Below are 18,606 nucleotides of genomic sequence, written 5' to 3' on the forward strand. Positions count from 1 at the left end.
TGCTGAGTACTACGAAACACCGGCGCTCGCGGCAGTGCCACGCGCGAAGCTCCTCGGAGGTGCGATGACCAGGACGGACGAGCCGACCACCGCGGTGGAGCGGCCGCCGAACCCGTTCGGCTGGCGGTTCAGCCTGCCGCTGCTGCTGGGCTCGACGCTGAACCCGATCAACAGCTCGATGATCGCCGTCGGCCTCGTCGCGATTGCCGGCGACTTCCGCACCGGCCCCGCTGCCGCGGCATCGCTGGTCTCCGTGCTCTACCTCTGCAGCGCCGTCATGCAGCCGACCATGGGCAAGCTGTCCACCCTGTTCGGTCCCCGGCGGGTGTTCCTGTCCGGGGTCGCGGTGCTGCTGATCGGCGGCGCCGTCGGCGGCCTGGCCCCGAACCTGGAGGTGCTGCTCCTGTCCCGCGCACTGATCGGCGTGGGCACGTCGGCGTGCTACCCGACGGCGATGGCGCTGGTCCGCCGCCGGGCCCAGCGGACGGGTGCCGGGGTACCGAGCCGGGTGCTCGGCAGCTTCTCCATCGCGGCGCAGATCACCGTGGTGATCGGCCTGCCGCTGGGCGGCGTGCTGGCCGGCTCGTTCGGGTGGCGGGCGCTGTTCTGGGTCAACGTGCCGCTCGCGGCGCTGGTGATCACGTTCGCGGCGGTCGCGGTGGAGCGGGACGAGCAGCTGCCGCGACGCGGTGCGGCGGCGACCGTGGCGGCACTCGACCTGCCGGGCATCGCGCTGTTCGCCGGCACGGTGGTGGCGCTGCTCGTCTTCCTCGGCGCCCTGTCCCGGCCGCGGTGGTGGCTGCTCGCCGTCGCCGTCGTGCTCGGCGTGCTGCTCGTCGTCCGCGAGCGCCGCACCGCCACCCCGCTGCTCGACGTGGTGCTGCTCGGCCGCGACCGGCCGCTGCAGCGGACCTACGGCCGGGCGCTGCTGGCCGGGCTCGGCATGTACACGGCGCTGTACGGCGCCAGCCAGTGGCTCGAGGCCGCCGGCGGGTACTCCCCGGCGCAGGTGGGGCTGATCATGCTGCCGCTCTCGCTGGCCAGCATCGGCGCCGCCCGCCTCGTCTCCACCCGAGGCTGGGTCCGCACCCCGCTGGTGGCCGGGGCGGCGATGCTCGTCGCGAGCGGCGTGGTGATGCTCGTGATCCACGGACGCTCGCCGCTGCCGGCGCTCGTCGGCATGTCGGTGCTGTTCGGCCTGTCCACCGGCTTCAGCAACGTGTCGAACCAGACCGCGCTGTACGTCCAGACGGCCGACTCCGACATCGCCACCGCATCGGGCCTGCTCCGCACGTTCGCGTACATCGGCGCGATCTTCAGCTCCAGCCTGATCGGGCTGACCTTCGGCCCCCGGGTGTCCGACCACGGCTTCCACCTGCTCGGCTGGGCGGTGGTGGGCATCGGCACCGCATCGCTCCTGCTCACGGGACTGGACCGGGCGATCCCCGGCCGGGTCGCGGTGCGCCGGCCGACCGCCTGACCGGCGGTTGTCCCGGTCCGCCGACCCCGACAGACTTGCCGTACCGGGCCCGCACGGACCCGATGGGCGGCCCGCCGCGAGCGGGTGCGGACGAGGGACGACGACGATGGCACGCAGCAGCAAGCCCAAGCGGGTCGGCATCCTCACCGCCGGTGGCGACAGCCCCGGCCTCAACGCGGCGATCCGCGGGTTCGGCAAGACCGCCATCGGCCACTACGGCATGGAGCTGATCGGGTTCCGTGACGGCATCACCGGGCTGGTGGAGAACCACTGGATGGACCTCGACAGCCATGCGCTGTCCGGCATCCTCACCGTCGGCGGCACCATCCTGGGCACCAGCCGGGACAAGGTGCACCGCATGGTGGTGGACGGCGAGACGCGGGACATGGTGCCCACCGTCGTGGAGAACTACGCGGCGCTCGGCCTGGACGCGCTGATCATGCTGGGAGGCGGCGGCACGGCGAAGAACGCGATGCGCCTGGTCGACGCGGGGCTCAACGTGCTGCACCTGCCGAAGACCATCGACAACGACATCGCCTGCACCGACACCTCGTTCGGGTTCGCCACCGCGATGGAGATCGCCACCGACGCCCTGGACCGGGTGCACTCGACGGCCCACAGCCACCACCGGATCATCCTCACGGAGATCATGGGGCACCGCGCCGGCTGGCTGACCCTCGGTGCCGGGCTGGCGGGCGGCGCCGACGTGATCCTGATCCCCGAGATCCCGTACACGGTCGAGTCGATCGCCGAGACGATCAAGACCCGCACCGCCCGGGGCAGCAACTTCTCCGTGGTCGCCGTGGCGGAGGGTGCGCGGGACGTCGACGACACCGCGGACTACCAGGCGGCGCTGCTCCTGGCGAAGTCCGCGAAGACGGGTGAGGCGCAGCGCGCCGCCCAGTCGCACCTGCTGCACGTCGAGGACGCCCAGCGCGAGCACACGTTCCGGCTGGCGCGCGAGCTGGAGGCCGCCACCGGCCTGGAGTCGCGCGTGACGATCCTCGGCTACGTGCAGCGCGGCGGCACTCCGTGCGCGGCCGACCGGCTGCTGGCCACCCGGCTGGGCGCGGCGGCGGCCGACCTGGTGGCGACGGGCGAGTTCGGCGTGATGGTCGCCGCGCGCGGCGAGGGGACCGAGGCGGTGCCGCTCGCGGAGGTGGCCGGCAAGGTGAAGCTGGTGCCGACGGACCACGCCTGGATCGCGGCCGCGCGGCAGGTGGGGACCGGCCTCGGGGACTGACGCCGGTCACGGCACTCCCCTCGGACCTGGCGCACTTGTCCCGGCAACATCCGCAGGACCTGCACATCTGCCGTCGTACGGTGGTCGGCGGCGCTGTCTCCAGGTGGGGCCTCCGGTGGGGGCCGGTGCAGTTTCCGGCCCCGGGGCGAGACGGCGTGCCCGCGCCTCGGTCCTGAGGTGCTCCCGAGCACGTGAGGCCCCGCCACCGTGACCATCGTCGAGACGTTCGCACCCGTCCGTGCCGTGCAGCGGCGCACCCCGGCGGTGCTCGCGTGGCTCGACGCGCCGTGGTTCCTCTGGGCGTGGATGGGCCTGTGGGCGTTGGTGCACGCGGGTACCGCGCTCGTCTCGTGGCACTACGTCGTCACCGGCGCCAGCCTGCTGCGGTCGTCCGCGCGGGACGGCGGCCTGCACCTGTACGCGGCGCACCCCGAGCTGCAGATGGGTCCGCTGACGTTCCTGCTGGTCTCGCCGTTCCGTGCGCTGCCGGAGGTGCTGACCGGCGCGGTGGTGGCCCTGCTGATCGCGGCGGCCGGGCCGGCGCTGCTGCTGGTGCTGCCCCGGCTGGTGGACGCGCCGGTCAGCCCCCGGCAGCGGGCGCTCGCGGCCGTGGTGCTGCTGCCGGTGTGGGCCGAGCTCGGCGTCCACTACGTGCACCTGGACGACGCGCTGGCCCTCGCGCTGCTGGTCGCGGCGATGCTGGCCGTCACCAGTCGGCGGCCCGTGGTGGCGGCGCTGCTGCTGGCGGCGTCGGCGGACGCCAAGCCGTGGGCGGTCGCGTTCGTCCCCCTGCTGCTGGCGCTTCCGCGGGACCGGTGGGCCCGCGCGCTCGGCACCTGGGCCGCCGGCCTGGCCGTCGCGTGGCTGCCGTTCCTGCTGGCCGATCCCGGCACGGTGCACGCCGGTCGGTTCGCCATCCCCAACGACGCCTCGTCCTCGCTGCGCGCGCTCGGCATCACCGCGCCGGGCACGCCGATGTGGGACCGACCCGTCCAGGTGCTGCTCGGCGCGGCGCTGGCCGTGGTCGCCGTGCGCCGCGGCCGGTGGCTGGCGGTGCCGGCCGTGGTGCTGAGCGTGCGGATGCTGCTCGACCCGGCGACGTACCCGTACTACGGGGCCGGTCTGGTGCTGGCCACCGTGCTGGTGGACCTCGGCGTGCGGCGCACCCGCTGGCCGTGGCTGAGCACGGTCGTGGTGGCCGGCACCTACGTGCTGCGGCACCTGGGGGCGCTGACGCCGACGGATCCGCAGCTCGGCGTGCTGCGCGCGGTGGTCACCCTGGCGGTGCTGGTCGTGGCGCTCGGCCCGGACCCGGTGGAGGTGGTTCGGCGGCTGGTCGCCGTGGTGCGGACCCGTCGACTGATCGCCGTCGCCCGTCGTCGTCCTCAGCCGGCGGAGCCGCCGCGCATCTCCACCCCGATCTGCTCGGCGTCGAGCACGCGCAGCGCCTGGTCCAGGGACTGGGAGGAGTAGGCGCCCTCGTCGCGCAGCCGCAGCAGGCGCGCCCGTCGGGCCTGCAGGATCTCCAGCCGCAGGTCGCGGAACTGCGCCCGCGTCTGCTCCGAGGCCTCACGAGCCTCCTCCTCCGGCAGGTCCGGGTCGGCCACCGTCGCGGCCTCGCGCTGCCGGGCGCGGTCCAGCATGTCCTCCGGGTAGGGGCTGCCGTCCGGACGGCGCAGGTCCGGCTTGTCCAGCCGCGCCCGCACCGCCGCGACCAGCTCGACGTGCAGCGCCATCCGCTCGGCGGCGAGGTCGGCGTCCGGGTCCCGGCTCAGGCGCAGCACGCGCACCAGCCACGGCAGCGTCCCGCCCTGCAGCAGCAGGGTGCCGCCGGCGACGACGAAGCCGATCAGCACCAGCGTGGACCGCGACGGCGTGGACGCCGGCAGCGACTGCACCGCGGCGACGGTGACGGCCCCGCGCATGCCGGCCCACACGAGCAGCACCCCCTCGCGCCACCCGAACGACTCCGCCGCGAGGTAGTCGATGTCGGAGATCAGCCGCCGCAGACGGGTCAGCCGGGTCCGCCGCGCCGCCCGCACCTGCTCGAGCTGCTCGGTGTCCATCCCGGGCGGGCGGGGCTGAATGCGCTCGGCCGCCCGCCGCGCGGCGAGTGCCCCCTCGGCCTCCGACAGCTTGTCCCGCACCTGCACGCCGCGCCGCACCCGGCGGCGCTGCAGCCACAGTGAGGGCACGACGAACAGCGACCGCACGACGAGCACCAGCGAGCCGGCCACCACGCCGACCACCAGCGCCCGCACCAGCGACCCGTGCTCGCCCCGCACGTCCCGCACCAGGCCGAACAGCTGCAGCCCCATCACCAGGAACACGGCGCTCTCGATCAGCAGCTCGAGCGTCCGCCACACGGCCTGCTCGTTCAGCCGGTCCTGCGCCCGGAGCCGCTTGGGGGCGTCGTGGCCGGTGACCAGGCCGGCGGTGACGGCAGCCACCAGTCCGGAGCCGCCCAGGTGCTCGGTCGGCAGGTAGGCGACGAACGGCACCACCAGAGAGATGGCCACGTTGACCGTCGGGTGGCCGATCTGGGCCCGCACCGACAGGTTGACGCGCCCCACCAGCCAGCCGATGCCGACGGCGCTGACCACCGCCCACAGGAACCGGCCGGTCACGCTCCACAGCGTCACGGTGGCGGCCGTCGCGGCGATCGCCGACCGCAGCAGCACCAGCGCCGTGGCGTCGTTGAGCATGCTCTCGCCCTCGAGCACGGTGACCAGCCGGGGCGAGACGCGGGCGCGCCGGACGATGGTGGTGGCCACCGCGTCGGTGGGGCTGATCACGGCGCCGACGGCCAGCCCGGTGGCCAGCCCGATGCCCGGGACCAGGTGGGTCAGCACGACGCCGACCACCGCGGTGGACAGCAGCACCAGCCCGACGGACAGCTCGGAGATGGTCGTCAGGTCACGGCGGAAGTCCATCGTCGGCATCGCGACCGCCGCGGAGTACAGCAGCGGCGGAAGCACGATGCCGAGCACCCACCGGGGGTCCACCGAGATGGCCGGCACGGCCGGCAGGAAGCTGACCACCACCCCGACCAGCACCAGGAGCAGCGGTGCGGACACGTGCACCCGTGGGGCCAGCTCCGTCACGGCGACCACCACCAGGACGCCGAGCACCACCCAGCCGACCGGTTCCATGCGGCGAGCCTCCTCGTCGGGCGAGAGCGGGACGCGAGCCCGGGGCCGCGCGAGGATGCGGCGCCGACGCGTTCCGAGTCTGCCCTGCGCGCGGCGATCCGGCCGGGGTGCGGCTGCTATACACGGCGGGATGAGCAGCACGGGACGGGCGGTCGACGACGACGTCGTGCGGCGGCTGCGCGCCGCGGGCTGCGTGTTCGCGGAGGACGAGGCCCGGCTGCTGCTGGCGGAGGCGCCGCGGGACCAGCTGGGCAGCTGGGTGGACCGCCGGGTGGCCGGCGAGCCGTTGGAGCACGTGCTGGGCTGGGCGCTGTTCGACGGGCTGCGGGTCGCCGTCGGGCCGGGGGTGTTCGTGCCGCGTCGGCGCTCCGAGCTCCTGGTGCGGCAGGCGGTGGCCGCGCTGCGCGCGCACGACGGGGACCGTCAGCCTGTGGTCGTCGAGCTGTGCTGCGGTGCCGCGGCGGTCGCCGCAGCCGTCGGCCACCGCGTCCCGGGCGTCGAGCTGCACGCCGCGGACGTCGACCCGGCCGCCGTCGCCTGTGCCCGTCGCAACCTGGACCCGCTGGGCGGCACCGCCTGGCTCGGCGACCTGGACGCACCGCTGCCCGCCACGCTGCGCGGCCGCGTCGACGTGCTGGTCGCCAACGCTCCCTACGTGCCGACCTCCGAGGTCGCCTTCATGCCGACGGAGGCCCGCGACCACGAGCCGCTGCGGGCGCTGGACGGCGGACCGGACGGGGTGGACGTGCAGCGGCGCGTGGTCGCCGCCGCGCCGCGGTGGCTCGCACCGGACGGGGTGCTCGTCGTGGAGACCAGCCGCCGCCAGGCCCCCGTCACCGCCGCCGCGTTCCGCGCCGCCGGCCTCACCGCGCGGGTGGTGCGCAGCGAGCGGGTGGACGGCACCGCGGTGGCGGGGCACCGCGACCGCAGACGCCGGGACCAGTAGCCCAGCGCCCGCTCGCGGGTTACCGTCGTCCGGGTCCGCGACAGGTTCGGGTGCGTATCTGACGCCGCACGGGGAGGCGATGGTGAGCGAGGTGTCGAGCGAGATGCAGGCAGCGCTCCAGGCCGCCGGCATCCCCGACATCGACGTCGACCAGCCGCTGGCCCGTTCGACACCCCCGGCGACGTTCAGGCTGGTGCGCACCTGGGTGCTCGACACCACCGCCGAGCTCCGCGCGCTGCGCGCCGAGATCCACGAGGCGGTCACCGGCCACGTCGGCGAGATCCTCACCGGCGGGGTCCCGGAGCGCGTCGTGCTGGTCGCGTCCGAGCTGGCCACCAACGCCCTGCGCTACGGCATCCCGCCCACCCAGGTCTCCCTGCTCGCCGACGGCACCACCTACCTGCTGGACGTCGAGGACCGCGCGGTCGACCGGCAGCCGGTGCTCGCCGCGGCGCGGCAGCACGGCGAGGGCGGGTTCGGGCTGTACCTGGCGCGCCGCCTGGCGCTGCAGGTCGGCTGGTACACGGACGGCACCAGCAAGCACGTGTGGGCGACGTTCCTGGCCGACGAGGTCTAGCCGGGGAGCAACGAGCGGGGGACGACCACCGCCCACAGCCGGTCCCACCCCCCGAGCACGGCGCGGCCGCCCACCAGCTCGGCGCTCGGCACGCGCACCACGTCGCCCGACCCGGGCTCGTACACCGCCAGCACCGGCCCCACCGCACCGACGGCAAGGGTGACGTGCCGAGGGGCCGCACCGTCACCGACGAACAGCGCCGCCACCCGTCCACCGGCCAAGGCGGCGGCGACCGCCTCCGCGGCGGCGCGCCGCGAGCCCACGTCGTCCGGGTCCACCAGCCGGGTCCGGAACCGCGCCGCGGGACCGGTGCGCCCGTCGGCCGGCACCCGGCCCCAGAGCCGCGTCAGCTCCGTCGCCACCGCCCACGGCGGTGTGCCCAGCGCTCGTGGCCACGGCACCTGCCACCGACCCCCGGGCAGCACCGGCGCCGTGGTGCGCGCGTGCACCGCCCGCTCGGCCGCCGCGAACCGATCGGCCAGGTCCACGCCGGCGTGCCGACCGGTCCGGGCGTCGAAACCCTCGAGCAGCCACAGCGCGTAGACGGGGTCGGCCAGCGCGCGGGCGGTCACCAGGCAGGCGGAGCCGCACGTCGTGCCGCTGCGCTGCCGCAGCTGCCGGGACAGGGGGTCGAGCAGGGCGGACAGCTCCCCGGGCGGCGTCGTGCGCAGCCGCTGGGCGAGCCGGTGCAACGTCGGCCCGTCGTGACCCGCGGCCGCCGCTGCGAGCAGCACCGCCTCGCGGTCCACCGGCGGCAGCGGCGAGGACGCCGCCGTCGTACCGCCGCCCGGCCGCTGCGCCCGAGCGGCGCACGCCCAGGCGGCCCTGCCGAGCGCCGCCCACTCCACCCGACGGACGCTACCGGCGGCCCGCCCGGCGCGCCGCGGTCGCCCCGGCCTGCTGCGTCGCACCCAGCCGCCCGACCCCGGGCTCCCGCCGCACATCGGACCGTCGGAGCCGCGCCCCGACGCGGCAACAGGCAGGAGGATGAGAGCCCGGAGCGGGCCGGGACGCAGGGGACCGGCGCAGAGGGGAGCAGACGTGGCGCGCAAGACGATCGTCATCACCGGTGCGAGCGACGGGATCGGCGCGGCCGCCGCCCGGGAGCTGGCCGCGGCCGGACACGAGGTGGTGGTGGTCGGCCGCGACCCGGACCGCACCCGGTCGGTCGCCGAGGAGCTGGACGCGGAGCACCACGTCGCCGACTTCACGCGGCTGGACGACGTCCGCGCGCTCGCGGCGGCGCTCGCCGCCGGCCACCGGCGCATCGACGTGCTGGCCAACAACGCCGGCGGGTTCAACGACCGCCGCTACGTCACGCCGGACGGTCACGAGCGCACGTTCCAGGTGAACCACCTCGCGCCCTTCCTGCTGACGACGCTGCTGATCGACACGCTGGTCGAGTCGGTCGCCAGCGTGATCACCACGTCCAGCGTCGCGGCCCGCCGCGCCCGGGTGGACCTGGACGACCTGGACGCCCGGCACGGGTACTCGGCACAGCGCGCGTACGGCGCCAGCAAGCTGGAGAACATCCTGTTCACCCGTGAGCTGCACCGGCGCTACCACCGCCGAGGCATCTCCACCGCGACCTTCCACCCGGGCGGGGTGGCGACGAGCTTCGCGACGGACGCCGACCACCTGTGGGGGCGGGTCTACCGGTCGCCGCTGGGCCGACGGGCGATGATCGGGCCGGAGCGCGGCGCCGACACGCTCGTCTGGCTCGCCGAGGGCACCGCCGGCGAGGACTGGGTGTCCGGCCAGTACTGGGTCAAGCGCCGGATCGCCCGCACCAACCCGCTGGCGGCCGACCGCGACCTGGCCCGCGGCCTCTGGGAGGCCAGCGCCGCCATGGTGGAGGAGTAGCCGGTACCGCTCTCGTGGCGGCGGACGACGACCTACGGCTGGGCGTGCCGGCCGCGCGTCGGCGCGTCGCCCTCGGTCCCGCCGGCCCCGCCCGGCCGCACGCGGAACGCCTCCACCACGGCGGCGATGTCCCGCGGCGTGCCGTGCTCGTCCACCGCGGCGGCGTAGGCGTGCTCGAGGGTCTCGACGAGCGCGGTCGGCGCACCGGCCCGCCGGGCCTCCGCCGCCACCAGCTCGAGGTCCTTGCGCAGACCGGCCAGCTCGAACTGCGGCTCGTAGTCGCCGGACAGCATCGCGGCGCCCTTGACGTGAGCGTACGGGCTGTCCGGCTGGCCGCCGTCGATCGCGTCGAGGAACAGCTGGGGGTCCAGGCCCCACACCTGCGCGAGCGCGACGGACTGCGCCACCCCGGCGGTCAGCGTGGCGATCCAGGCGTTGGTCACCAGCTTGAGCTGGGACGCCGGCCCGGGCCGGTCGGCCACCCAGACGGTCCGGTTGCCGATGGCGTCGAGCACCGGCTGCACGCGGGGACGCAGCTCCTCGGGACCGGACGCGAGCACCACGAGCTTGCCGGCCAGCGCCGGCTTGCGGGTGCCCAGCACCGGCGCGTCCACGAACGCCACGCCGTGCTGCTCGGCCAGCTCCGCCAGCCGGGCCGTCCCCTCGCTGCCGACGGTGCTCGACTGCACCCACACCGCGCCGGCGGGCATCGCCTCGATCGCGTCGCCCATCACGGCCGCGGCCGCGTCGGCGTCGAACAGCATGGTCAGCACCACGTCGGCCTCGCGCACCGCGTCGGCCGGGGAGTCGGCCACCTTCGCCCCGAGCTCGCCCAACGGCTCGGCCTTCTCGCGGCTGCGGTTCCAGACCGTCGTCGAGATCCCCGCCCGCAGCAGCGAGACGGCGAACCCGTACCCCATCGTGCCGGTGCCCAGCACGGTCACCCGCAGGTCTCCACTCATGGCACACACGGTCGCACCGACACGCCGTGCGCGCGCGCCGACGGAGTCGGTGAACCGGTCAGCCGCCGGGGGGAGCGCTCAGTCCTGGGGCACCCAGTTGAACTCGTCGGGGTCCGGTCCGGTGCGCATGCCGCGGTCCAGGGCCTCGATCGCCGCCATCTCCTCCTCGGCGAGCTCGAAGTCGAACAGCGCCAGGTTCTCGTCCATGCGCTCGCGGTGCGTCGTCTTGGGGAACACCACGTCACCGCGCTGCAGGTGCCAGCGCAGCGCCACCTGGGCGGGCGTGCGGCCGTGCGCGCCGCCGATCCGCACCAGCTCGGGGTCGCCGAGCACCTTGCCCTGCGCGATGGGTGACCAGGCCTCGGTGACGATGCCGTGCTCGCGGCCGTAGGCGCGCAGCGGGTTCTGGGAGAGGTACGGGTGCACCTCGATCTGGTTCACCGCCGGAGTGACCGTGGACGTCTCGGCCAGCCGACGCAGGTGGTGCTCGTGGAAGTTCGAGACGCCGATCGCCCGGATCCGACCCGTGGCGTAGAGCGCCTCGAGGGCCTGCCAGGTGTCGACGAAGTCCCCGACCTTGGGCAGCGGCCAGTGGATGAGGAACAGGTCGACGTACGGCGTGCCGAGCGCCTCAAGGGTCCGCTCGAACGCGTCGTGGGCCGCCTGCGGCTCGTGGAACCCGTTGTTCAGCTTGCTGGTGATGAAGACGTCGGAGCGGTCGAGGCCGGACCGCGCGAGCGCCTCCCCGACCCCGGCCTCGTTCTTGTACATCTGCGCGGTGTCGATGTGCCGGTAGCCGGCGTCGAACGCGTCGAGCACCACGTCCGCCGTCCGGGCCGGCTCCACCTGGAACACCCCGAAGCCGAGCTGGGGGATCTCCACCCCGTTGTTGAGGGTCAGGTTCGGCACGACGGCAGGCACGGTGGCTCCTTCACGAGCGGCGACGACAGGGCTTCGGGTGCGTCCATCAGACCGCTGATCGGGCGCGACCGCCAGGCAGCGGGCGTGGACCGCACGTCGGACGGCGACGGCGGCGGGAAGGGGGAGACGCCGGGCGCCGACCGTCGGCGGTCAGGCCGCGCGGACCGCCGCAGCCTCGCGCGCCGGCCGCAGCATCGGCACGATCCACGGGCCGTCGTCGCCGGCCAGCGACACCTGCGCGCCCGTCTCCTCGTAGCCCATCTCGGCGTAGTACGCGACGTTCTCCGGCTTGGTCGTCTCCAGGTACGACCGCTCCCCGGCCTCGTCCGCCAGCGCGAACGCCTGCTGGATCAGCCGGTAGCCGCGCCCCGCGCGCTGCAGGTCGGGCCGCACGCCCAGCGCCTCGACGTACCAGGCGTCCGTCGGCACCCCGCTGGAGGTCAACGTGCCGAACCGGGCGATGCCCCGGCTGTGCTCGCGCGTGATGGTCGCCATCCGGGCGATGCGCAGCCCCTGCCGCAGCCAGCGGGCGGTGCTCATCGGATAGGTGTGCGGCGGGTAGATGGCGATGGCGCCCGTGACCACCGACCCGATGCGGGTGATGTAGGCGCGGCCGTGGTTGATCGCGTCGTCCAGCGTCATCCGGTAGAGGGCCTGCAGCTCCAGCTCGCGGCGTCTCGGGTCGGGGAACAGGTGCCGGTAGCCCGGGTCGTCCGCCAGCGCCGCAGCGAGCACCTGCGCGGCGCCGCGCCGGTCCGCCTCCGTCAGCGGGACCAGCACGTCCGGCGTCGTCCGGACCGTGTGCACCCGCGCCGCCTTGCGCTCGGTGCCCTCCGTGACCATAGGCGCATGATCACCCGGACGTTCGTCCAGGTGCAACACCGGGCTGTGACTCGGAGAGCCGTTCGGGTGACGGGCGTGGACCGCGGCGCCCGGTTCGTCGTCGCAGGTCCGACGTGGTGGGATGTGCGCACGGCGACGGAGCCGACGACGAGCAGGAGGCCGGATGACCCCCGTGCGGCAGACCCTGGGCACCCGGGTGCGCCGCGTGGCCGCCCGGACGTTCTGGCTGGTGAGCCGGTGGCGGCTGGTCACGGAGCGGGTGCCGGTGGACGGCACCGGCGTGCTGATCGGCGCCCCGCACACGTCCAACTGGGACTTCGTGCTGATGCTGGCGATCGCCTGGGAGGCCGGCCTGCCCCTGCGCTGGCTCGGCAAGCACACCCTGTTCCGGGGCGCCGCGGGTCCCCTGATGCGCGCGCTCGGCGGCATCCCGGTGGACCGTCGGGACCCCACCGGCCTGGTCGATGCGGTGGTGGCTCGGCTGCGGGCCGGTGAGCGGTTCTACCTCGTCGTGACCCCCGAGGGGACGCGCTCCGGGAGCGGCTGGAAGTCGGGGTTCTACCGGATCGCCCGCGCCGCGGACCTGCCCGTCACCCTCGGCTACGTCGACCGGACCACGATGACCACCGGCCTGGGCCCGACCCTGCGGCTCACCGGGGACGTGCCGGCGGACATGGACCGCATCCGCGGGTTCTACGCGGACAAGTCCGGCTTCGCGCCGCGGCGGCGCACGGAGCCGCGGCTGCGCGACGAGGGCGGCGCTGCCCCGACCGTGGACCCCGCACCTCGCACCGCGGGCCCCGCCGCCCCCCGGCCGCCCGCTGCTCCGGATGCGGGTGCGCCGAACCCGACCTAGCGTCGACCGGGTCGGCCGTCGGACGACGGCAGCGAGCAGGAGGGGAGCAGCCGATGGGACTCGACGACAAGATCCGTCACCAGGCCCAGGAGGCCAAGGGCAAGGTCGAGCAGGGCGTCGGTCGCGCGACCGAGGACGACCGCCTCGAGGCCGAGGGCAAGAAGGACGAGGCGGTGGGCGAGCTCAAGCAGGAGGGCGACCGCCTCAAGGACAAGCTGTCCTGATTCCCGCAGCGCGCCCCGGCACCGACGTCGGTGCCGGGGCGTCGTGGCGTTCCGGGTCGGTCGGCAACGCGTTCCGCTCAGCCGCCGTCACAAGGCCGTCGCGGGCGGTCGGATTGTGCCGACTCGCCGTCACAATGCTGCCCGAAGTGTCCTTACATGCCCGATTGACTCTCCGACCAGGACTGACGTCCTGCGGGTGAAAAAGCACCAAGTGCCCGAATTGAGGAGTCTGAAGGCCTTCCGGCGGTCCTTGTCATCATCTACTGTCTGGTCTGTCAGCGAATGGGCAAACCCTCCGCAAGGGGGGGACGCAAAGCCACGGGACCCTCGAGGTCAGCCGGGCTACCGAACAGGCAGGACGGTCACATGGACCAGCGAGGATCGGCAGCAGAACCGGTCAACACGCCCCTCCAGCCCCTCTCCACACCGATCGCGCGTGTGCAGTCGTGGGCTGGCGTAGCGGCCAAGATCGGCGCGGGGACAGTGATCCCCCACCAGGACCTCGCCGCCTGAGGACCACCGCGCGCTGAGAACCACCGTGCGCCGTCGGCGCGCTGCGACATCGTCGTTGCCGCACGTCGTCGGGTCGCTGGGTGCCGTCCGGCTCGGTGAGCACCGTCCGGTGAGGCGTCTGACGCCGCGAGTCGACTAGAGCTCGCCGAGCTTCTGCAGCCGCCGCATGGCCACCCAGCCCAGCGGGATGCGCAACCAGTACGTCAGCACCCGGAACAGCACCGCGACGGACAGTGCGACACCGGGGTTGAGCCCGACGACGGCGCCGAGGCTGGCCGTCAGCGCGGCCTCCACCGTGCCGACACCCCCCGGGGTCGGCACCAGCGAGCCCGCCGTCGTGCCCGCGAGGTACACGATCGCCACCTTGACCAGGCTGGCGTTCTGGCCGAGCGCCGCGAGGCTCGCGTCGAACGCGAGCACGTAGCCCATGGTCATCACGGTGCTGCCCAGCAGGCCCAGGCCCAGGCGGGTCGGCTGGCCGATCACCTGGATGAACCGCGGCCACGTCTGCCGCAGCGTCGGCATCGCCTTGGCCAGCGCCCACTGCCGCACGCGCGGCACCAGCAGCGCGGCGGCCACCAGGCCGGCGACGGCGGCGACGACCACCAGCACCACCGGAGAGACGGGCAGGGCGGACTGCTGCTGGGTGCCGGAGAGCAGGGACAGGACCAGCAGCAGGAGCACGGTGACGACGAACTGCGTCACCTGCACCAGCGCGACGGTGGCCGCCGCGAGGGTGGCCCCGACGCCACGCTTGGTCAGCGTGCGCAGGTTGAGCGCCGCGGGCCCGATGCCGGCAGGGGCCGCCAGCGCGACGAACGTGCCCGCCGTCTGCACCAGGGTGGCTCGCCACAGCGGGACCTTGACGGGGCTGAACGCGACCAGCGCCAGCGCCCCGCCGAGCAGCGTCATCAGGCCCAGCGCATAGGCCAGCACCGAGTACCGCCAGTCGCTGGCGCGCAGGGCGGCCGCGATCTCGTTCACGTTGATCGTCGTGAGCACCACGAACACCGCCACCACCGTGACGATGATCGTCAGCAGCGTCCGGGCGCCGAACCGCACCAGCTGCTGCGGCTCCACGTCGGCCTGCGGCAGCCGCGCGACCAGCGCCTCCCGGACCTCCGCCAGCACCTCCTTGTGCTGGCGCATCGCCTCGCGCGTCTGCCGCGGCAGGGCGATGGTCTGCAGCAGCGGACCGATGGCGGCCACGTCGGCGGCGTCCAGCGCGTCGGCCGCCGACCGCACGGCCCGGTCGGCACCGACCCGCAGCGCCAGCAGGGCGAGCACCTGCATCAGGTCCATGCGGCGGGCCAGCTCGGAGGACGCCACGTCGCCCTGCTCCCACCCGGTGAGCCACACCCGCGGGACACCGTGCGAGACGGGGCCGACGACGATGTTGTCGCTGGTCACGGAGCGGTGGGCGATGCCGGCCGTGTGGGCGCGGCGCAGCTGGGCCCACACCGCACGCAGCAGCTCGTCGGTCAGCCGGGCGTCCGGCAGGTCGGTCAGCGGGACGCCGCCGTGCGGGTGGTCCAGCAGCAGCAGCATCGAGTCGGCGTTCTCGCCGATCCGCAGCAGGCCGGGGGTGTCCACGCCGGCGGCCTCGGCGGCGTAGGAGAGCAGGGCGGCACGCTCGGCGGCCTGGCGCAGGGACACCACCGACCGGCCCTCGAGACCGCGCAGCCGCAGGCTGCGCCACAGGCGGGCCAACGAGCCGACCACCTGTCGGTCGCGGTCGAGGACCACCAGGTCGAGCACCTCGTCGTACGCCGTCTCGACGCGGTACACGCGGGTGCCGGACGAGCGGGCCAGTGCTGCGGAGGCCGGGTCGGGATCGGGCAGCGGCGGGTACCGGTCGCGGTGCGGTGCCGCGGCGGTCTCCTGGTCCGGCACCCGCACCAGCCGCCGCGGCGTGTAGCCGGCCCGGCGCACGCCGACCGCGAGGTCCTCGCCGTACGCGCGCTGCGGGGCGACGCCGGACACGTACCGGACGGCCATCCCGACGATCCGGCCCAGCAGCACCGACACCGCGACGCCCGGCAGGGACACCTGCGCGGTGATCAGGGTGATGCCGACGGCCACCCACAGGGCGTTCCAGCCCCACCGCACCGAGGCGCTGACCCGGGACCCGGCGACGGTCAGCACCCCCGCCGCCAGTGCGGCGTACGCCGGCAGCGTCAGCTGCCAGCCGGTACCGACGCGGATCGACAGGTTCTGGGCCAGGTCGGTGGCGGTCAGACCGCTGATCAGCCAGTGCGCGCCGGCGTTCAGCGCGAGCGCCGCAGCACCGCCGGCCATCGTCTCGAGCAGCAGCCGCCCGCGCCGGCGCAGCGCCTGCTCGCCGAGCACCAGCAGCGGAACCGCCAGCGTGATCAGCCCCACCAGGGCGTTCACCGGGACGAAGAGGATGCGGCGCAGCAGGGTGGCGAAGCCCTGGACGTCCTCCGCGACACCGGAGGTGGTGTTGTGCGCGTACGACGCCAGCGCCAGCACCAGCGCCACGCCGAGCACCCCGAGCACCACGCCCAGCAGGTCGCTGGGGTGCTGCACGCGCGACGTCGGGACGTCGATCACCTCGACGGGCGGAGGTGGTACCGCCGTGTGCAGCCGGAGGGTCGGCTGCTCGTGCGGGTCGGTGCCGGGCACGTCCTGCGCCGTGTCGTCCGCACGGGCGCCGGGCCCGGAGGACTGGGCGGTCATGCGGGCGAGTCTAGGCAGGGGACCCTCACCGACGCGGTCGGTCGGCGCGGGTTCCGCGAGCCGTCAGCCGGGCGCTCGGGACAGGCCGGGAGCGGTCCTGGGGCGCTCGGGACGATGCGTGCGCGGAGCGGTCAGGACGATGCGTGCGCGGAGAGCTCAGGACAGGCCGAGAGCGGTGCGCCAGTGCGCCGGTACCAGCGCGTACCCGATGAACACGACCATGTCCATCACGGCGTGGGCCACCACCAGGGGCATCACCCGCCGGCGTCGGCGGTAGTACTCGGCGAACACGACGCCCATCACGGCGTTGCCGATGAACGGTCCCCAGCCCTGGTACAGGTGGTACGAGCCGCGCAGCAGGGCGCTCGCGGCCACCACGAGCGGGCCACGCCAGCGCAGCTCGCGCAGCCGTTCCGAGAGGTAGCCGACGGCCACGACCTCCTCGAGCAGCGCGTTCTGCACGGCGGAGAAGACGAGCACCGGGACCGTCCACCACGCCGCGTTCAGCGCGCTGGCCTGCACCTGCACGGTGATGCCGAGCGCGCGCCCGGCGGCGTACAGGCCCAGGCCGGGGATGCCGATCACCGCCGCGAGCCCCACGCCGACGCCGAGGTCCTGCCACGGGCGCCGGGCGTCCAGGCCGAGGCGGCGCACCGCCGAGCGGCCGTTGGCCGACAGCAGGTACAGCGCCAGCGCGACGGGGACCAGGGCGAACGCGATGGAGAGCAGCTGGTAGGTCAGGTCCAGGAGCGGCCGCGGGGACTGGCTCTGGTTCAGCGCGGTGCTCTGGGACGCCAGTGGCGGGCCGGCGGTGAGGCTCGCGACCAGGCTGACGACGGCGTACACGCCCGAGCGGCCCAGCGACAGGCCGAGGACGATCCAGATCTCGGTGGTCAGCCGTCGCGAGATCGCCCGCCGACCGGGTCGGGGGGTTCCGACGGGTCGCTCGCCCGGCGTCGTCGGTTCGGCCGGTGCCGTCCGCGCTGCGGAGCCGGAGCCGCCACGGTCCACCGGCTCCCGCTCGGCTGCTGTCAGAGCGGCGCCCGTGGCGTCCAGGGCTGCCTCGTCGGCCGACATGCCGCGAAGCGTACGACCCGGACCTGGTCGGGTCAGGTGGGCTCGGACGGGGGTCGGCCGGGGCGGCGGGGCGGCCGGAGCCCGGGCGGGGTGCGTCCCGCCCGGGCCAGCGCCTCGCGCAGCAGCAGCTCGATCTGCGCGTTGACGCTGCGCAGGTCGTCGGCGGCCCACCGCGCGAGCGCGTCGTGCACCGCGGGGTCCAGCCGCAGGAGCACCGCCTTGCGCTCGCGCGGCTCGCCGCCCTCGTTCACCGGTGGCTCACGTGTACAGGGACCCGGTGTTGACGATCGGCGTCGCCCGGCTGTCGCCGCACAGCACGACCAGCAGGTTGGACACCATCGCCGCCTTGCGCTCCTCGTCGAGGGTGACCACGGCGTGGTCCTCGAGGCGCTGCAGCGCGTCCTCGACCATCGAGACGGCGCCCTCGACGATGCGGCTGCGGGCCGCGATGATCGCGCCGGCCTGCTGCCGCTGCAGCATCGCCTGGGCGATCTCGGGGGCGTAGGCGAGGCTCGAGATGCGCGCCTCGACCACCTCGAGACCGGCGATCGCGACGCGGGCTGCGACCTCGGCGGCGATCTCCCCCGAGACGACATCGGTCGCGCCGCGCAGGGTCTCCTCGCCGGTGTCCGGGCGGTCGTACGGGTGGGACATCGCCACGTGGCGCAGGGCCGACTCCGACTGCACGCGCACGAAGTCGACGTAGTCCTCGACGGCGAACGTCGCCTTGGCGGTGTCGGCCACCTGCCAGACGACGATCGCGGCGATGTTCACCGGGTTGCCGTCGGCGTCGTTGACCTTGAGCTCGTTGGTCTCGAAGTTGCGCACCCGCACCGACACCCGGCGGCGGTTGCTCAGGGGGACGGTGGTGTACAGGCCGGTGCGGCGGACGGTGCCGACGTAGCGGCCGAACAGCTGCACCACGCGGGTGGAGCCGGGGCTGATCACGCCGATGCCGGTGAAGGTGAGGACGGCGACGGCGATCAGCAGCACGCCGAGGCCGGCGTGGGAGTCGTCACCGGTCGAGTCGGCCTGGGCGAACTGGTTGAACGCCGTGATCACCAGGGCGATGTCGATGAGGAGCAGCAGCACCGTGGCGGCGCTGCCGAGGGACCACGCGGTCCGCTCGGACACGTCGACCCGCGTCCCTCCGCTGCCCACGGGGCGACCGGCGGGCTGACCGCCCACCGAAGCCTGCGGGGGTGAGGCGATGTCCGACATCTGACTCGTGCTCCTTCGCTGACCGGCG

The 18,606-nt window shown here is 74.6% G+C and carries 17 protein-coding genes and 1 riboswitch; of the genes, 8 read left to right on the forward strand and 9 right to left on the reverse strand.

What is annotated here, in order from left to right:
- Nucleotides 1-64 precede the first annotated feature (64 nt).
- The 3 genes from N0B34_RS13280 (at nt 65) to N0B34_RS13290 (ending at nt 4,196) form a co-directional block, all read left to right on the forward strand.
- A complete protein-coding gene (locus tag N0B34_RS13280) occupies nt 65-1,480 on the forward strand; it encodes an MFS transporter (RefSeq protein WP_263731884.1) in 1,416 nt (471 codons plus the stop codon).
- A 106-nt stretch (nt 1,481-1,586) separates the two neighbouring features.
- Nucleotides 1,587-2,723, forward strand: coding sequence for a 6-phosphofructokinase (locus tag N0B34_RS13285; RefSeq protein WP_263731885.1), 1,137 nt, complete (start codon nt 1,587-1,589; stop codon nt 2,721-2,723).
- A gap of 207 nt (nt 2,724-2,930) precedes the next feature.
- On the forward strand, nt 2,931-4,196 hold the full coding sequence (locus N0B34_RS13290) for a hypothetical protein (protein ID WP_263731886.1): 1,266 nt from the start codon (nt 2,931-2,933) through the stop codon (nt 4,194-4,196).
- Here the strand turns inward: N0B34_RS13290 and N0B34_RS13295 are convergent.
- Nucleotides 4,109-5,875: a cation:proton antiporter gene (locus tag N0B34_RS13295; protein WP_263731887.1), complete on the reverse strand. Its 1,767-nt coding sequence runs from the start codon at nt 5,873-5,875 to the stop codon at nt 4,109-4,111. The two genes, N0B34_RS13290 and N0B34_RS13295, sit on opposite strands and share 88 nt — an antisense overlap.
- A 130-nt stretch (nt 5,876-6,005) precedes the next feature.
- Here N0B34_RS13295 and N0B34_RS13300 point away from each other — a divergent pair, with 130 nt between their 5' ends.
- Nucleotides 6,006-6,821, forward strand: a complete 816-nt coding sequence (locus tag N0B34_RS13300; protein WP_263731888.1) for a putative protein N(5)-glutamine methyltransferase — start codon at nt 6,006-6,008, stop codon at nt 6,819-6,821.
- Nucleotides 6,822-6,903: 82 nt separating this feature from the next.
- Nucleotides 6,904-7,398 (forward strand): ATP-binding protein, encoded by a 495-nt coding sequence (locus N0B34_RS13305; RefSeq protein WP_263731889.1) that lies wholly within the window; start codon nt 6,904-6,906, stop codon nt 7,396-7,398.
- On the opposite strand, the gene N0B34_RS13310 is transcribed toward N0B34_RS13305, so the two are convergent.
- Nucleotides 7,395-8,246, reverse strand: coding sequence for a hypothetical protein (locus N0B34_RS13310; protein ID WP_263731890.1), 852 nt, complete (start codon nt 8,244-8,246; stop codon nt 7,395-7,397). The genes N0B34_RS13305 and N0B34_RS13310 overlap by 4 nt on opposite strands.
- Before the next feature lie 193 nt (nt 8,247-8,439).
- Here N0B34_RS13310 and N0B34_RS13315 point away from each other — a divergent pair, with 193 nt between their 5' ends.
- A complete protein-coding gene (locus tag N0B34_RS13315; RefSeq protein WP_263731891.1) occupies nt 8,440-9,261 on the forward strand; it encodes an SDR family NAD(P)-dependent oxidoreductase in 822 nt (273 codons plus the stop codon).
- A 32-nt stretch (nt 9,262-9,293) separates the two neighbouring features.
- On the opposite strand, the gene N0B34_RS13320 is transcribed toward N0B34_RS13315, so the two are convergent.
- From N0B34_RS13320 to N0B34_RS13330, 3 genes are all read right to left on the reverse strand, one after another.
- Complete coding sequence (locus N0B34_RS13320; RefSeq protein ID WP_263731892.1) at nt 9,294-10,223, reverse strand: NAD(P)-dependent oxidoreductase; 930 nt, start codon at nt 10,221-10,223, stop codon at nt 9,294-9,296.
- 78 nt (nt 10,224-10,301) lie between these two features.
- Nucleotides 10,302-11,144, reverse strand: a complete 843-nt coding sequence (locus tag N0B34_RS13325; protein ID WP_263731893.1) for an aldo/keto reductase — start codon at nt 11,142-11,144, stop codon at nt 10,302-10,304.
- Nucleotides 11,145-11,294: 150 nt separating this feature from the next.
- Nucleotides 11,295-11,987 (reverse strand): GNAT family N-acetyltransferase, encoded by a 693-nt coding sequence (locus N0B34_RS13330; protein ID WP_263731894.1) that lies wholly within the window; start codon nt 11,985-11,987, stop codon nt 11,295-11,297.
- Nucleotides 11,988-12,150: 163 nt separating this feature from the next.
- On the opposite strand from N0B34_RS13330, the gene N0B34_RS13335 reads away from it, so the two are divergent.
- Complete coding sequence (locus N0B34_RS13335) at nt 12,151-12,843, forward strand: 1-acyl-sn-glycerol-3-phosphate acyltransferase (protein ID WP_263731895.1); 693 nt, start codon at nt 12,151-12,153, stop codon at nt 12,841-12,843.
- Nucleotides 12,844-12,896: 53 nt separating this feature from the next.
- A complete protein-coding gene (locus N0B34_RS13340) occupies nt 12,897-13,067 on the forward strand; it encodes a CsbD family protein (RefSeq protein WP_263731896.1) in 171 nt (56 codons plus the stop codon).
- 275 nt (nt 13,068-13,342) lie between these two features.
- Nucleotides 13,343-13,417: riboswitch (cyclic di-GMP riboswitch) on the forward strand.
- A 298-nt stretch (nt 13,418-13,715) separates the two neighbouring features.
- Here N0B34_RS13340 and N0B34_RS13345 read toward each other — a convergent pair.
- The 4 genes from N0B34_RS13345 to N0B34_RS13360 all read right to left on the reverse strand — a co-directional run bounded on the left by N0B34_RS13345 (nt 13,716) and on the right by N0B34_RS13360 (nt 18,578).
- Complete coding sequence (locus N0B34_RS13345; protein WP_263731897.1) at nt 13,716-16,280, reverse strand: flippase-like domain-containing protein; 2,565 nt, start codon at nt 16,278-16,280, stop codon at nt 13,716-13,718.
- Between the two features lie 156 nt (nt 16,281-16,436).
- Nucleotides 16,437-17,357 carry a CPBP family intramembrane glutamic endopeptidase gene (locus tag N0B34_RS13350; RefSeq protein ID WP_263731898.1) on the reverse strand — a complete coding sequence of 307 codons (921 nt, stop codon included), beginning with the start codon at nt 17,355-17,357 and terminating at the stop codon, nt 16,437-16,439.
- A gap of 32 nt (nt 17,358-17,389) precedes the next feature.
- Nucleotides 17,390-17,608: a hypothetical protein gene (locus N0B34_RS13355; protein WP_263731899.1), complete on the reverse strand. Its 219-nt coding sequence runs from the start codon at nt 17,606-17,608 to the stop codon at nt 17,390-17,392.
- Between the two features lie 7 nt (nt 17,609-17,615).
- Nucleotides 17,616-18,578: an SPFH domain-containing protein gene (locus N0B34_RS13360; protein WP_263731900.1), complete on the reverse strand. Its 963-nt coding sequence runs from the start codon at nt 18,576-18,578 to the stop codon at nt 17,616-17,618.
- Nucleotides 18,579-18,606: the final 28 nt, after the last annotated feature.

Source organism: Cellulomonas sp. SG140 (genome assembly GCF_025770785.1).
Taxonomy (GTDB): Bacteria; Actinomycetota; Actinomycetes; order Actinomycetales; family Cellulomonadaceae; genus Cellulomonas.

Excerpts from the sequence above, each read along its gene's own strand:
- N0B34_RS13280 (WP_263731884.1), top strand. The coding sequence starts at position 65 with ATGACCAGGACGGACGAGCCGACCACCGCGGTGGAGCGGCCGCCGAAC.
- N0B34_RS13285 (WP_263731885.1), top strand. The coding sequence starts at position 1,587 with ATGGCACGCAGCAGCAAGCCCAAGCGGGTCGGCATCCTCACCGCCGGT.
- N0B34_RS13295 (WP_263731887.1), bottom strand. The coding sequence starts at position 5,875 with ATGGAACCGGTCGGCTGGGTGGTGCTCGGCGTCCTGGTGGTGGTCGCC.
- N0B34_RS13300 (WP_263731888.1), top strand. The coding sequence starts at position 6,006 with ATGAGCAGCACGGGACGGGCGGTCGACGACGACGTCGTGCGGCGGCTG.
- N0B34_RS13320 (WP_263731892.1), bottom strand. The coding sequence starts at position 10,223 with ATGAGTGGAGACCTGCGGGTGACCGTGCTGGGCACCGGCACGATGGGG.
- N0B34_RS13330 (WP_263731894.1), bottom strand. The coding sequence starts at position 11,987 with ATGGTCACGGAGGGCACCGAGCGCAAGGCGGCGCGGGTGCACACGGTC.
- N0B34_RS13335 (WP_263731895.1), top strand. The coding sequence starts at position 12,151 with ATGACCCCCGTGCGGCAGACCCTGGGCACCCGGGTGCGCCGCGTGGCC.
- N0B34_RS13340 (WP_263731896.1), top strand. The coding sequence starts at position 12,897 with ATGGGACTCGACGACAAGATCCGTCACCAGGCCCAGGAGGCCAAGGGC.
- N0B34_RS13345 (WP_263731897.1), bottom strand. The coding sequence starts at position 16,280 with ATGACCGCCCAGTCCTCCGGGCCCGGCGCCCGTGCGGACGACACGGCG.
- N0B34_RS13350 (WP_263731898.1), bottom strand. The coding sequence starts at position 17,357 with ATGTCGGCCGACGAGGCAGCCCTGGACGCCACGGGCGCCGCTCTGACA.
- N0B34_RS13360 (WP_263731900.1), bottom strand. The coding sequence starts at position 18,578 with ATGTCGGACATCGCCTCACCCCCGCAGGCTTCGGTGGGCGGTCAGCCC.